Genomic DNA, 14,095 nt, shown 5'->3' on the forward strand with positions numbered 1-14,095 from the left:
TGCCGGCCACGGCCGACGCGACGCGCGCCGCCGACTCCGTCGCCGCGGCGTTGCCCGCTTCGGCGAGGGTGAGGTCGATGCTGTCGCGTTGCGTGGTCATGGCCTTGCTTCAATCAACGGGCGAAAACGTCGGTCGCCGGGAAGAAGTACGCGACTTCGATCGCGGCGTTCTCCAGGCTGTCCGAGCCGTGCACGGCGTTGGCGTCGATGCTGTCGGCGAAGTCGGCGCGGATCGTGCCCGGCGCGGCGTCCTTCGGGTTGGTGGCGCCCATCAGGTCGCGGTTCTTCAGGACCGCGCCCTCGCCTTCGAGCACCTGGATCATCACCGGGCCGGAGATCATGAACTCGACCAGCGCGCTGAAGAACGGGCGCTCGCGGTGAACGGCGTAGAAGCCTTCGGCTTCCTGCTTGGAAAGCTGCTTCATCTTCGAGGCGGCGACCTTGAGGCCGGCCTTCTCGAAGCGGGTGTAGATCTCACCGATGACGTTCTTGGCGACGGCGTCGGGCTTGATGATGGACAGGGTGCGCTCCAGCGCCATGGATTCTCTCCGGATAGGCGGGCGGGCGAACCGAGAGTTCGCGCCCGAGGATAACAGAAAAACCCGCGTCAGGACGCGGGTTTAGCCCACAAGGCTCCGGTAATTCTAGCGGATTGGGCGGGCGATTTGCAGGGTCTGGCGAAAGTTTCCGTTGACGGTTCAGGCGCGGCGGGACTAGCATCAAACAAGCGTTTGATTCAGTCGCCCCGGACAACCTAAATGGCCACCACCGCCCACTTCTCCACCAAAGACCGCATTCTCGGCGCCGCCGAGGAACTGTTCGCCCAGTTTGGCTTCACCGGCACGTCGCTGCGCCAGGTCACCAGCCGCGCCGACGTGAACATCGCCGCGGTCAACTACCACTTCGGCAGCAAGGAGAACCTGGTCAACGAGGTCTTCCGCCGACGCATGGACGACATGAGCGTCCAGCGCCTGGCCGCACTGAAGGTCGCCCTCGAACAGCAGCCTGGCGAGCTGGAGCCGATCCTGGCCGCATTCGTCCAGCCTGCCCTGGCCATAGCGCAGGATCGCCACGGGGGCGGCGCGTTCGTCCGCGTGGTGGCCCGCGCCTATGCCGAGAAGAACGATCGCCTGCGCAAGTTCCTGTCCGATCACTACGGCCACGTCCTGCGCGAATTCGCCAAGGCCATCGCCGGCTGCGTACCCGATCTGACCAAGGAAGAGCTGTATTTGCGGCTGGACTTCCTGTCGGGTGCCCTCACCTATGCCATGGCCGATTTCGGCCTGATCAAGCGCCCGGTCGGCGTCAGCGAACCGGCGCACCGCGAGCGCGCGGCGCGCGAACTGATCCGCTTCGCCGCTGCCGGCTTCAAGAGCTAATAAGAATTTATTTTTGTTTTTATAACAAGGACTTGAAACACATGTCTAAGAAACTGCTTGTACGCCGCGCCGCTGTCCTCGGCGCAGGCGTGATGGGCGCGCAGATTGCCGCCCACCTGACCAATGCCGGAGTCGACACCGTCCTGTTCGACCTGCCCGCGAAGGAAGGCGATCCCAACGGCGTCGTCGGCAAGGCCATCGCCAATCTCGGCAAGCTCAGCCCGGCTCCGCTCGCAAGCAAGCCGCTGGCCGAGCGCATCACCGCCGCCAACTACGAGACCGGCCTTGAACACCTGCGCGGTTGCGACCTCATCATCGAGGCCATCGCCGAACGGATGGACTGGAAGCAGGATCTTTACAAGAAGATCGCGCCGTTCGTCGCCGACCACGCAGTGCTGGCCAGCAATACCTCGGGCCTGGGCATCAACAAGCTCGCCGAAGTGCTTCCCGAACAACTGCGTCATCGCTTCTGCGGCGTGCACTTCTTCAATCCGCCCCGCTACATGCACCTGGCAGAGCTGATCCCGGCGCGCACCACCGACGCCGCCGTGCTGGAAAGCCTGGAGACCTTCCTGACCACGACGCTCGGCAAGGGCGTGGTGATCGCCAAGGACACGCCCAACTTCATCGGCAACCGCATCGGCGTGTTCTCGATGCTGGCCGGCATGCACCACACCGAACAATTCGGCCTGGGCTTCGATACCGTCGACGCGCTGACCGGCCCGGCCATCGGCCGTCCCAAGTCGGCGACATTCCGCACCGCCGACGTGGTTGGACTGGACACCATGGCCCACGTCATCAAGACGATGGCCGACACGCTCCCGGAAGACCCGTGGCATTCGTACTTCCAGGCCCCGAAGTGGCTGTCGGCCTTGATCGAAAAGGGAGCCCTGGGCCAGAAGACCGGCGCCGGCGTCTACACCAAACGCGGCAAGGACATCCTCGTGCTGGATTTGCAGGCGCAGGATTACCGCGTCTCGGCAGGCGAGCTGGATGCCGACGTCGCCACAATGCTCAAAGAAAAGGATCCGTCCAGAAAATTCGCCGCCCTGCGCGGCAGTGAGCACCCTCAGGCGCAGTTCCTGTGGGCGATCTTCCGCGACACCTTCCACTACAGCGCCTACCACCTGGAATCGATCGCCGACACCGCACGTGAGGTCGATTTCGCCATGCGCTGGGGCTACGGCTGGTCGCTGGGTCCGTTCGAGACCTGGCAGGCCGCTGGCTGGAAGCAAATCGCCGACTGGATCGCCGAGGACATTGTCGCCGGCAAGGCGATGAGCAACGCTCCGCTGCCGAACTGGGTCTTCGACGGCCGCGACGGCGTGCATGGCAATGCCGGCAGTTACAGCCCGGCCCGCAACAGCTACGTGCCCCGCTCGTCCAATCCCGTGTACGCCCGCCAGCGCTTCCCGGATCCGCTGCTCGGCGAGAAGTTCTCGCAAGGCCGCACCGTCTACGAGAACGACGGCGTGCGGATGTGGGTCGACGAAGGCGATGACATCGCCGTGGTCAGCTTCAAAACCAAAATGCACACGGTCAACGACCAGGTGCTCAACGGACTGCAGGAAGCGATCGCGGTCGCCGAACGCGACTTCGCCGGCCTGGTGATCTGGCAGCCGAAGGAGCCGTTCTCGGCCGGCGCCGACCTCGCCGGCGCGCTGGGCCTGCTGCAGGCGGGCGACGTCAAGGGCTTCGAGGCGATGGTCGCCAACTTCCAGGCCACCAGCCAGCGCATCAAGTACGCGCTGGTGCCGGTGGTCGCGGCGGTGCGCGGCCTGGCGCTGGGTGGCGGTTGCGAGTTCCAGATGCATGCCGCCAGCAGCGTGTTCGGGCTGGAGAGCTATGTCGGCCTGGTCGAGGCCGGTGTCGGCTTGCTGCCGGCCGGCGGCGGCCTGAAGGAGTTCGCCGTGCGCGCCTCCGATGCCGCTGGCCCAGGTGGCGACGTATTCGCGCAGCTCAAGACCGCGTTCGAAAGCGTGGCGATGGGCAAGGTGTCCGCTTCGGCCATGGAAGCCCGCGAGCTCAAGCTCGCACGCGATAACGACACCGTCGTCTTCAACGCCTTCGAACTGCTGCACGTGGCCAAGGCGCAGGCACGCGCGCTTGCCGAGAACGGCTACCGCCCGCCTCTGCCCGCCCGCCGCGTCCAGGTCGCCGGCGACGTCGGCATCGCCACCTTCAAGATGATGCTGGTCAACATGCTCGAAGGCCGCTTCATCTCCCCGCACGACTACGAGATCGCCTCGCGCATCGCCACCGTGATCTGCGGCGGCGAAGTCGATCGCGGCGCGCTGGTCGACGAGGAATGGCTGCTCAAGCTCGAACGCGAACACTTCGTCGCCCTGGCGCAGATGCCCAAGACGCAGGAACGCATCGCGCACATGCTCAAGACCGGCAAGCCGCTGCGCAACTAAGCGACGACGACACAGGACACGAAAATGACCAAGCAAGTTCAAGACGCCTACATCGTCGCCGCCACCCGCACCCCCGTCGGCAAGGCGCCGCGTGGCGTATTCCGCAACACCCGTCCCGACGAAATGCTGGCCCACGTGCTCAAGGCCGTGGTCGCCCAGGCGCCGGGCATCGATGTCAACCGCATCGACGACGCGATCATCGGCTGCGCCATGCCCGAAGGCGAGCAAGGCATGAACGTGGCGCGCATCGGCGCGCTGCTGGCCGGCCTGCCCAACACGATCGCCGCGCAGACCATCAATCGTTTCTGCTCGTCGGGACTGCAGGCCGTGGCGCTCGCCGCCGACCAGATCCGCCTGGGCAATGCCGACCTGATGCTGGCCGGCGGTACCGAATCGATGTCGATGGTGCCGATGATGGGCAACAAGATCGCCCTGAGCCCGCAGGTGTTCGCCAGGGACGAGAACGTCGCCATCGCCTACGGCATGGGCATCACCGCCGAGAAGGTCGCCGAGGAATGGAAGGTCTCGCGTGAGGACCAGGACGCTTTCGCGCTGGCTTCGCACCAAAAGGCCATCGCCGCGATCCAGGCCGGTGAGTTCAAGTCCGAGATCTCGCCGTACGAGGTGATCTCGCGCATTCCGGACCTGGCAGGCAATGCCGTCCGAGTGAAGAAGTCGCTGGTCGATATTGATGAGGGCCCGCGCCCGGACTCTTCGATCGAAGGCCTGGCCAAGCTCAGGCCGGTGTTCCGCAACGGCCAGTTCGGCGGCTCGGTCACCGCCGGCAACAGCTCGCAGATGAGCGACGGCGCGGGCGCGGTGCTGCTGGCGTCTGCGCAGGCGATCAAGGACTACGGACTGACCCCGCTGGCACGGTTCGTCAGCTTCTCCGTCGCCGGCGTGCGTCCAGAAGTGATGGGCATCGGCCCGATCGCGGCGATTCCCAAGGCGCTCAAGCAGGCGGGGCTGACCAAGGACCAGCTCGACTGGATCGAACTCAACGAGGCCTTCGCAGCCCAGGCGCTGGCCGTCATCCGCGACTCGGGGCTCGATCCCAGCAAGGTCAATCCGCTCGGCGGCGCCATCGCGCTCGGCCATCCGCTCGGCGCCACCGGTGCGGTCCGCACTGCGACCATCGTGCATGGCTTGCGCCGCCGCCAGCAGAAGTACGGCATGGTGACCATGTGCATCGGCACCGGCATGGGTGCTGCGGGCATTTTCGAAGCGCTCTGATTGCTTTCTGCAACCGTGTAGCGAAACGGGCGGCCACAGGCCGCCCGTTATTTTTTGTGCTCCGCGTAAGGCCCCGTTCGTGCGAAGCGTGTTCGGCACGTTACGAGCTGGCGTTGGGCGCCTGCATGAAATCCCATCGGCCGTCACATTCGCCGCTTTTCGAAAGACAGCCGCTCAGTCTGGCTGACGGACGGGCTGGACACGCCTTCCTGTTACGGGTTTGATGGCGCGGTTACGGGGAGACGACCATGGAAATCCATCGCGCCGACAGGGCTTATCGCAATCGCACGCTGTGGCTGCTCGCGCTCATCATGCTGCTGTGCGCGGTAATGCTGTGGCAGCTGAACCTGTGGCTGCGCGGCGTCACCGAGCATCTGGGCGGCGGTGACCCCGAGACTGTCCGCCGCTGGCTTCGCCAGATGCTGGTCGGCCTAGGCCTGGCCTTGGCGGTGCCAGCGATCGGGCTCGGATTGAACCTGCGACGACTGGGTTACGCCGCCCGCCTCCAGGGGCGTTTCCCGCCCCAGGAATGGAAAACCCTGCGTGACGTGCGCGTGCTGCGCGATCGCACCGCCCTCGACTGGGCACGTCGTGTCGAGTTGCTTGGTCTCAGCGCGCTGGGCTTGGCCGGCGGTCTGGCCGGCTGGGCGTTGTGGGCATGGTGGCGCTACGGCGGATAGGCCAGCAGGACCGACGCTTAGCCCAGGTCCTCGACGCCCAGTTCGCCGAGCGCGTTCTGCATCAACTGGCGCGCCAGGTCGCTGAGCTTTTCATGATCCAGCGCATAGCGGATCGTCGCCTCGATCAGACCGATGTGCGTACCGCAATCGAATCGCGTGCCCTTGAACCGGTAGGCGTTGACCGGCGATTCGCCAAGCAATGACGCGATGGCATCGGTGAGCTGGATCTCCCCGCCCGCGCCGGGCGTCGTGCGCTCGAGCAGGTCGAAGATCCTCGGGCTGAGAATGTAACGACCGACCACGGCCAGCGTGCTCGGCGCGGCTTCAGGTGTCGGCTTTTCGACCATGGCACTGATCCGCCCCTGGCGCCCGCTGAATGCCTCGGTCGCGACGATACCGTAGCTGCCGGTCTGTTCGCGGGGCACGTCCTGCACAGCGATAACGCTGGCGCCCGACACTTCAGCGGCATCGGCCATCTGCTTGAGGGCACCGACACCGCCACGATTCCAGATCAGGTCGTCGGGCAGCAACACGGCAAATGGCTCATCGCCGACGATCGGTTTGGCGCAGAGCACCGCGTGCCCCAGTCCCAACGCCTCGGCCTGGGTAACGAACACAGCCCGGACGCCCTTGGGCAGGACGTTGCGGATCAATTCCAGTTGTTCCTGTTTGCCCGAGCGTTCCAGTTTCTGCTCGAGTTCGTAGGCCTTGTCGAAATAGTCGGCCACCGCATGCTTGTAGCGGTTGGTGACGAAGATCAACGTGTCGCAACCTGCTTCCACCGCTTCGTCGACGGCGTACTGGATCAGCGGCCGATCCACGATCGGCAGCATTTCCTTGGGAACGGTCTTTGTGGCCGGAAGAAACCGAGTGCCCAAGCCGGCAACCGGGAAAACGGCCTTGCGAACACGTACTGACATCAAATCTTCCTGGCGTTACGGGCGGGGAATGCCACCACGGTGGCAGTGCCGGCATAGGGCGATACGTGGGGACCGACCGGACGGAACTCGGGCACGGCGGCATGCAGCCACTCGGCGAGCGCCTCGCGGTCATAACGGACGCTTGCCGCCCGCAGTTCGGTCATCGCGCCATGCACCGCGGCTTCGGAGACCTCGCGCGGCTCAGCCAGAAGGATCTTCGGGTGGAACGTCGGGCGGTAACGCTCGTCCGCGTGAAACAGCGTCTCGTGCAGCTTTTCGCCAGGGCGCAGGCCGGTGTAGATGATGGCAATGTCGCGCCCCGGCTGTTTGCCCGCAAGCCGAATCATCTGCTCGGCCAGCAACCGGATCGGTACTGGCTCGCCCATGTCGAGCGTATAGATGGCTTCATGGGTACCGATGGCCGAGGCCTGCAGGATGAGCTGGCAGGCTTCAGGAATCGTCATGAAAAATCGCGTGACTTCGGGATCGGTGACCGTCACCGGACCACCGTTGCGGATCTGCTCGCGGAACAGCGGAACGACACTGCCCGCCGAATCGAGCACGTTGCCGAAGCGCACCGTGACGAAACGCGTGGAATGCTGGGACGCCAGCGACTGGCAAAGCATCTCGGCCAGTCGTTTGGTCGCGCCCAGCACATTGGCCGGATCGACCGCCTTGTCGGTGGAGATCAGCACGAACGTGCCCACGCCCGAAGCGCAGCACGCCCTCGCCACTGTTTCGGTGGCCAGCACGTTGTTGCGCACGGCCTCGCGCAGTTGGGCTTCCAGCACCGGCACCTGCTTGTAGGCTGCGGCGTGGAACACCGCCTCCGGCTCAGCCAGGGATAATGCATGGGCGATTACGGCCGGGTCGCCACAGTCGCCCAGGATCGAAATCAGTTCGACATCCGGGAAATCCCGACGCAGCGAGGTCTCGATCGTCATCAGGGACAGCTCGTCGATCTCGAGCAGGCCGATGCGACGCGCACCGTGACGTGCGCATTGGCGGCAGAGCTCGGAGCCGATCGACCCGCCCGCGCCGGTGACCAGGACCGAACGCCCACCGAGCCATCCGCGGATGGCCTTCCAGTCCGGCAGCACGGGCTTGCGGCCCAGCAGGTCCTCGATCGCGACCTCCTTGAGTTCGCCCGGCAACGAACGCCCTTCCAGCACGTCCTGCAGGCGCGGCACCATGCGGAACGGCAATCCGGTCCGCTCGCACGCCATCACCACGCGCTGCAGCGCACTGGCATCGACGGACGGCATGGCGATCACCAGCAGCTTGGCGGCGGTCTCGCGCGCGATTTCCGCCACGTCCTGCACACGCCCCAACACCGGCACGCCCTGCACCTTGCTGCCGCGAAGCCGAATCGCATCGTCGATGAAACCCACGGGCTGGTAGGTACCGAAGCGCCGCAGGTCACGCACCAGTGCCTCGCCGGCGTGTCCTGCGCCCAGGATCAGTATGCGGACGGAATTGAGCGCGGAATGCTCGCTCTGGGCATCCTTCCATGCCCGGTAAAACAATCGCGGCGCACCCAACAGGCCCATCAGCACCAGCGGATAAAGCACGAGCACGGTACGCGGAACGAAATCGAGACGGTTATAGAGGAACAGCCCCAAAACGATCGCGAACAGGCCCAGTACGCAGGCCTTGAAGATGTTCCACAGGTCCGGAACGCTGGCAAAGCGCCACAGCCCCCGGTAGAGGCCAACCTGCCAGAAGACCAACGCCTGCGCGGCAAGGACCAGGAGTATTTCGGTCGACCACAGCGGGATCGCAGGCGGATGAGCGAGCACGCCCAGACGCAGCCAATGCAATCCCAGCCACGCCAGCCAGACCATGGTCAGATCGTGGGCCACTACCGCGATCCGCGGTGCAGCGCCTCTCCACTTGTCACGCAAAGATGCCATTCCTTGAACCAGTCCTTCAGTTTCCGCGCAATCCGCGCTGCGCCGCCGCACGACGCAGCAGCCACCAAATAAAAGCGCCCGACGTATACCACGCCATCACGCCACACAGCATGAAAAGCGGTGAGGCCGCTCGCAAACCGAGCATTAATGCCACCGAAAGCAATGTCCACGCCATGTAGGCGAATGTCACCCTTGTGTGCGTAGCCCCGCCTCGCACCCAGACCTGATAGGAATGCTGGACGTGCGCGGTCCACCAGCGTTCGCCGCGATGCATGCGCATCAGCAGGGTCAGTCCCGCATCGATCAGGAACGCCGACAACGGCAGCAGCAGCAAGGGCCACGCTATCGACTGGGTGGCAGTGGCCATGATGGTGATCGCCGCCAGGGCAAACCCCAGGGACCCGCTTCCAACATCTCCCAGAAAGATGACCGCCTTCGGGAAATTGAAGGGAAGAAAGCCCAGGCAGGCGGCCGCCAAAGCCAGGGCCACTCCCGCCCAGGTTCCACTCATCACCGCCGCCAACGCCAGGGACACCAACGCCGCCTGGGTCGCTGCCAGGCCATTGATCCCATCCATGAAGTTCCAGACGTTGACCAGCCCGATGGCCAGCACGAATGCGGCACCCGCCAGCCAGGGGTCGGCGTAGGCGTACTGGACCGCCGCCGCGAACACGGCGGCCGCCAACGCGTGAACGCCCAGGCGAACCCAGGGCGAAGTCGGACGGTGATCGTCCAGCCATCCCGCCCCCGCCACCAACACCAGCCCCACTGCAAAGGCCACCAGCATCCAGGCCTGATCCGGCAGCCGGATCGCAAGGGCGGCACAAGCCACGAGCAACGCCACGACAATCGCGATGCCTCCGCCCCGGGGCGTGCTGACGGCATGGCTGCGACGCTCGCCCGGCTGGTCCATCAGATCGCGGTTGAGCGCATAGCGCCGGGCCAGCCACGTACCGGCCGCACCCAGGGCGAAATGGATGAGCATCCATGCCAACATCGGATCAGACCACGGCGTAGTTGAGCAGCGGCTTGATGGTGCCCCACTCCTTGCAACTCGGGCACTGCCAGTGGTGGCTGCGCGCACCGAAGCCGCACCGGTTGCAGCGGTAGCTGGGATTGCGCACCAACAACTGGTCGGTGATGTGCTTGAGGTCATGCAGCGTGGCCAACGGGTCCGCGCCTTCGGCCAGCGTCAGGTTGATCAGCGCGGCCTCGCCACGCACCGAGGGCCGATCCTTGAGCTGTTGCGCAAGATAGGCCCGCGCCGCCGCAACGCCGTCGGATTCCTCGACCATTTGCGTCAGCGCCAGCACCGGGGAGATGCCACGGTAGTGCTCGCACATTTCCGCGAGGAAGGCTCGCGCTCCAGGCGCATCGCCGACGCGTTCGTAACAGGCGAGCAGCGGCGGAAGGATTTCAGGCAGGTAATCGGGGTCCACGCGTGCGACCCGCTCGAAGGCGCGTATCGCCGCGGCATCCTGGCCGGCATCGACCTCGATGCGGCCTTCGAGCATGCCGGCGCGCACTGAATTGGCATCGGCCTCGTAAGCGCGCTTGACGGCCTCACGCGCCTGATCGATATCACCGGCCGAGCGGTGGCGTTCGGCCAGCTCGCACTCGAACTGCGCGATCAGCTTGCCCATCGGTTCTCCGGTCGCTTCCTCGAAGCGACGGGCATTCTCGATGGCTTTGTCCCAATCGCGCTCGGCCTGGTAGATGCCGATCAGATGCCGCAACGCCAGCGGCGCGCGCATGTCGAGCGCCACCAGATCGCTGAACACCGTTTCGGCGCGGTCGAGCAGGCCCGAACGCATGTAGTCCTCGCCAAGCGCCAGCAATGCCTGCACGCGCTGCTGGTCGCTCAGCCCGGGACGCTGCACCAGCGCCTGATGCAGGCGGATCGCGCGATCGACCTCGCCACGACGGCGGAACAAGTGCCCCAACGCCACCTGAGTCTCGAACGTGTCCTTGTCGAGCTCGGCGATGTGCAGGAACAGCTCGATCGCCTTGTCCGGCTGCTCGTTCAACAGATAGTTCAGGCCACGGAAGTACGTGGTCGACAGGCGGCTGACCTGCGTATCGCTATGGCGCTCGCCGCCGCGCCGACCCACGATCCAGCCGCTGACGGCCGCGATGGGGAGCAACAGGAAGAACCAGAACCACTCGCTGATGAACTCCATCGATCAGGCTCCGGGCGTGCCTTGGCGTTCCGCGCGCGCCAGGCGGCGACGCAGCGGCAACACGAGGCTGGCGCTGATGGCCAGTCCGCCGATCAGCACGCCGATCAGCAAGGCCACGATCAGGGCCACGCCCAGGTTGGTGGTGATGGTGGTAAAGCCCAGGTCGATGTTGATCAGGCCGCGATTGAGCGCACCCACCACCGCACCGAGCGCGAGGCACGCAAACGCCACCAGGAATCGGATCAAACGCATGACGAGGGCCTCCGGCCAACTTCCACGACTAGCTTAGCGGACCGTCCGGACAGGTCCAGCGGGAAACTGTGTAGGGTGTCGAAACTCAGTCGATTTCGTCGACCGGCGCAACGCTGCTGACGCGCTCGCGCAATTCCTTGCCAGGTTTGAAATGCGGCACGTGCTTGCCGCGCAGCGCCACCGACTCGCCGGTCTTGGGGTTGCGCCCCAGGCGCGGTGGACGATAGTGCAGTGAAAAACTGCCGAAGCCGCGGATTTCGATCCGCTCTCCGGTCGAGAGCGCGCCGCCCATCATCTCGAGCAGGGCCTTGACCGCCAGATCCACGTCTTCGCCCTTCAGGTGGGCCTGACGCTGGGAAAGGATCTCGATCAGTTCGGACTTGGTCATGGGCGAAACGCGGGCGCTCTTCCGAATCGAGTGATGGCCAACGAGGGCCAGATGGAAGACGACCCGGCCGAAGCCGGGCCGTCCCCGTGTACATCTGAAGCAACAGCAACAGCCTTGTTACGGGACTGCTTACTCGGACTTGTTGCCCAGCTGCTCACGCAGCAGCGCGCCAAGCTTGGTCGTACCGCTGGAGGCGTCCGACGTCTGACGGTTGTAGTCCGCCAGCGCTTCCTGCTGCTCGGCTTCGTCCTTGGCCTTGATCGACAGCTGCATGCTGCGGCCCTTGCGGTCGTTGCCGATGATCTTGGCTTCGACTTCCTGGCCGACCTTCAGGTAATGCGAGGCATCCTCGACGCGCTCCTTGGCGATATCGCGGGCTGCGATGTAGCCCTCGATACCGTCGGCGAGTTCGATCGTGGCGCCCTTGGCGTCGACTTCCTTCACGACGCCCTTGACGATCGAGCCCTTGGCGTTGGAAGCGACGTATTGACCCATCGGGTCCTGCTCAAGCTGCTTGACGCCCAGGCTGATGCGCTCGCGCTCCGGATCGACGGCCAGCACCACGGCTTCCAGCGTGTCGCCCTTCTTGTAGTTGCGGACCACGTCTTCGCCGGTGGTGGCCCAGCTGATGTCCGACAGGTGCACCAGGCCGTCGATACCGCCGTCCAGGCCGATGAAGATGCCGAAGTCAGTGATCGACTTGATCTGGCCCGACACCTTGTCGCCCTTCTTGTGGATCGCAGCGAAGGTTTCCCACGGATTGCTGGTGACCTGCTTCATGCCCAGCGAGATGCGGCGACGCTCCTCGTCGACGTCCAGAACCATGACCTGAACCTCGTCGCCGACCTGCACGATCTTCGACGGGTTGACGTTCTTGTTGGTCCAGTCCATCTCGGACACGTGCACGAGGCCTTCGACGCCCGGCTCGATCTCGACGAACGCACCGTAATCGGTGACGTTGGAGACCTTACCGAACACGCGGGTCTGCGCCGGGTAGCGGCGCGCGATGTTGTCCCACGGATCCTCGCCCAGCTGCTTGAGGCCCAGCGAAACACGGTTGCGCTCGCGGTCGTACTTGAGCACGCGGACGTCGAGCTCGGCGCCGACTTCCACGACTTCGGACGGATGGCGCACGCGCTTCCACGCCATGTCGGTGATATGCAGCAGGCCATCGATGCCGCCGAGGTCGACGAACGCACCGTAATCGGTGAGGTTCTTGACGACGCCCTTGAGGATTGCGCCTTCCTGCAGCTTCTCCATCAACTGCTCGCGCTCGACGCTGTACTCGCTCTCGACCACCGCACGGCGGGAGACGACGATGTTGTTGCGCTTGCGGTCCAGCTTGATGAGCTTGAACTCGAGTTCCTTGCCCTCGAGGTAAGCGGAGTCACGCACCGGACGGACGTCGACCAGCGAGCCCGGCAGGAAGCCGCGCACGTCCTTGATGTCGACGGTGAAACCGCCCTTGACCTTGCCGCTGATGCGACCGGTGATGGTCTCGTTCTTCTCGAGCGCCTGCTCGAGTTCGTCCCACACCATGGCGCGCTTGGCCTTCTCGCGCGACAGCACGGTTTCGCCAAAGCCATTCTCGATGGAGTCGAGCGCGACCTTGACTTCGTCGCCCTCGGCGACGTCGATTTCGCCGGCGTCGTTACGGAACTGTTCGATCGGCACGATGCCTTCGGACTTCAGGCCTGCGTTGATCACCACCACGTCGCTACGCACTTCGACGACGATACCGGTGACGATGGCGCCCGGCTTCAGCTTGGCCAGATTGGTCTGGCTTTGTTCGAACAGCTCGGCAAATGATTCGGTCATTGGAAATTACTCGGTTGAACACACGGGCCGCACCGGCTGTCAGGGTCGTCCGCCATGGACGACTTCAAGCAGCACGTGGTCGACCCACCCGTTGTGTGGCGCGATGCAACTGCGCCATGTGTCGATGGTTGATAACCGTCGCATCCTTGTAACGTTGCGACGGGACTGTTCTGCCGCGGTGGAAACGCGCTCAGTGCGCCGGCATCAATGCCAGCACACGTTCGACGACCTCGGTGATGCTCAGGCCGGTGGTGTCGATGCGGACGGCGTCTTCAGCCGGTCGCAATGGCGCCACCACACGCTGCGCGTCGCGGGCGTCGCGGGCGAGGATCTCCCGCAGCAGACCATGTAAAGTAACGGAAACCCCCTTGTCTTTCAACTGCTTATAGCGCCTTTCCGCTCTTTCTTCGGCGCTCGCGGTCAAAAACACCTTGTGAGCGGCGTCCGGGAAGATCACCGTGCCCATGTCGCGGCCGTCGGCCACCAGGCCCGGGGCACGGCGGAAAGCCCGCTGGCGGTCCTTGAGGGCGGCACGGACTTCAGGGATGGCGGCAATGGCCGAGGCTGCCGCGCCGGAGGTTTCGGTGCGCAATTCGTCGGTGGCATCCAGGCCATTGACGATGATCCGCAGCTCGCGCGACTCATCGTCCTCGATAAAGTCGATTTTGGTATCGAACGTGCAGCGAACCAGCGCTGCCGGATCGGCCAAGTCAATGTCACCCCAGCCTGCCGCTACGCCGACGGCGCGGTAGATCGCCCCTGAATCCAGGTAGTGCCAGCCCAGCCGCTGGGCGACCAGGCGACTGATGGTGCCTTTGCCGGAGCCCGAAGGGCCATCGATGGTGAGGACAGGAACGTGTTCGGGGGAGTCGGTGCTATTCATCGTCACATTATGGGGCCGAGCTCCACTTTTAC

General features: G+C 64.8%; 13 protein-coding genes. 4 read left to right on the plus strand and 9 right to left on the minus strand.

The genetic code is table 11. The features are described from left to right. Positions 1–113: 113 nt before the first annotated feature. Complete coding sequence (ndk, locus tag J2X06_RS14800; protein ID WP_310063743.1) at positions 114–539, minus strand: nucleoside-diphosphate kinase; 426 nt, start codon at positions 537–539, stop codon at positions 114–116. Between the two features lie 219 nt (positions 540–758). On the opposite strand from ndk, the gene J2X06_RS14805 reads away from it, so the two are divergent. The 4 genes from J2X06_RS14805 to J2X06_RS14820 all read left to right on the plus strand — a co-directional run bounded on the left by J2X06_RS14805 (position 759) and on the right by J2X06_RS14820 (position 5,709). Further along, positions 759–1,379, plus strand: coding sequence for a TetR/AcrR family transcriptional regulator (locus tag J2X06_RS14805; protein WP_310063745.1), 621 nt, complete (start codon positions 759–761; stop codon positions 1,377–1,379). Between the two features lie 41 nt (positions 1,380–1,420). Continuing rightward, the gene (locus tag J2X06_RS14810; protein WP_310063748.1) at positions 1,421–3,796 is read left to right on the plus strand and encodes a 3-hydroxyacyl-CoA dehydrogenase/enoyl-CoA hydratase family protein; all 2,376 of its coding nucleotides are present in this window, start codon (positions 1,421–1,423) and stop codon (positions 3,794–3,796) included. 24 nt (positions 3,797–3,820) lie between these two features. Beyond that, positions 3,821–5,029, plus strand: a complete 1,209-nt coding sequence (locus J2X06_RS14815) for an acetyl-CoA C-acyltransferase (RefSeq protein ID WP_310063750.1) — start codon at positions 3,821–3,823, stop codon at positions 5,027–5,029. Between the two features lie 248 nt (positions 5,030–5,277). Beyond that, complete coding sequence (locus J2X06_RS14820) at positions 5,278–5,709, plus strand: hypothetical protein (protein ID WP_310063751.1); 432 nt, start codon at positions 5,278–5,280, stop codon at positions 5,707–5,709. A gap of 17 nt (positions 5,710–5,726) precedes the next feature. Here the strand turns inward: J2X06_RS14820 and galU are convergent, their stop codons facing one another. The 8 genes from galU to cmk all read right to left on the minus strand — a co-directional run bounded on the left by galU (position 5,727) and on the right by cmk (position 14,063). Continuing rightward, entirely contained in the window at positions 5,727–6,629 is a 903-nt protein-coding gene (galU, locus tag J2X06_RS14825) for a UTP--glucose-1-phosphate uridylyltransferase GalU (protein WP_310063754.1), read from the minus strand. Beyond that, entirely contained in the window at positions 6,629–8,542 is a 1,914-nt protein-coding gene (locus J2X06_RS14830) for a polysaccharide biosynthesis protein (protein ID WP_310063755.1), read from the minus strand. Before J2X06_RS14830 ends, galU begins: the two co-directional genes overlap by 1 nt. Before the next feature lie 16 nt (positions 8,543–8,558). Then, the gene (locus J2X06_RS14835) at positions 8,559–9,455 is read right to left on the minus strand and encodes a lipopolysaccharide biosynthesis protein (protein ID WP_310063757.1); all 897 of its coding nucleotides are present in this window, start codon (positions 9,453–9,455) and stop codon (positions 8,559–8,561) included. Between the two features lie 88 nt (positions 9,456–9,543). After that, the gene (gene lapB / locus J2X06_RS14840; protein WP_310063759.1) at positions 9,544–10,722 is read right to left on the minus strand and encodes a lipopolysaccharide assembly protein LapB; all 1,179 of its coding nucleotides are present in this window, start codon (positions 10,720–10,722) and stop codon (positions 9,544–9,546) included. Between the two features lie 3 nt (positions 10,723–10,725). Then, positions 10,726–10,974: a LapA family protein gene (locus tag J2X06_RS14845; RefSeq protein WP_310063761.1), complete on the minus strand. Its 249-nt coding sequence runs from the start codon at positions 10,972–10,974 to the stop codon at positions 10,726–10,728. A gap of 85 nt (positions 10,975–11,059) precedes the next feature. After that, positions 11,060–11,362, minus strand: coding sequence for an integration host factor subunit beta (locus J2X06_RS14850; RefSeq protein WP_310063763.1), 303 nt, complete (start codon positions 11,360–11,362; stop codon positions 11,060–11,062). A gap of 129 nt (positions 11,363–11,491) precedes the next feature. Beyond that, a complete protein-coding gene (gene rpsA / locus J2X06_RS14855; RefSeq protein WP_310063765.1) occupies positions 11,492–13,180 on the minus strand; it encodes a 30S ribosomal protein S1 in 1,689 nt (562 codons plus the stop codon). A gap of 190 nt (positions 13,181–13,370) precedes the next feature. Beyond that, complete coding sequence (gene cmk / locus J2X06_RS14860; protein ID WP_310063767.1) at positions 13,371–14,063, minus strand: (d)CMP kinase; 693 nt, start codon at positions 14,061–14,063, stop codon at positions 13,371–13,373. Positions 14,064–14,095: the final 32 nt, after the last annotated feature.

The sequence above is a fragment of the Lysobacter niastensis genome (assembly GCF_031457115.1).
Taxonomy (GTDB): domain Bacteria; phylum Pseudomonadota; class Gammaproteobacteria; order Xanthomonadales; family Xanthomonadaceae; genus Lysobacter_J; species Lysobacter_J niastensis_A.